1 protein-coding gene is annotated in these 273 nt (G+C 62.6%); it reads right to left on the bottom strand.

Annotated elements, in window-relative coordinates; all coding sequences use genetic code 11:
* Positions 1-188 (bottom strand): hypothetical protein (locus tag ABG80_RS18050; RefSeq protein WP_152987730.1); only part of this gene is annotated, 188 nt, incomplete at its 3' end.
* Positions 189-273 lie beyond the last annotated feature (85 nt).

The raw sequence follows: 273 nt of genomic DNA, 5'->3' as shown, positions 1-273 counted from the left end.
TGCTCACCCACTCGGCCCTCGAAAGGCTTGGTGTCCGGAACTGTGAGGGTGAAGAGTTGAACGAGGCCACGGTTATCGAGGCCCTCGATCTGGAGAACCGGGCGGGTGGGGATCACCTCGCCGGTCTTCTTGTTGATGCCACCACCCAGGGTGGTGACTGCTCGAATGGTGCCGGTCAGCGTGAGCATCACAGGCTCCCTTGATCCAGGGCACCGGAACGCTCGATAGCTTCCTCGGCGCGGGCCAGCGCATCAGACACAGCAGCCTCGATGA

It is taken from the genome of Aquabacterium parvum (assembly GCF_001447195.1).
GTDB lineage: Bacteria > Pseudomonadota > Gammaproteobacteria > Burkholderiales > Burkholderiaceae_C > Aquabacterium > Aquabacterium parvum.
Note: the sequence above shows the minus strand (reverse complement) of the source record. Positions and strands in the feature narration are given on the sequence as shown.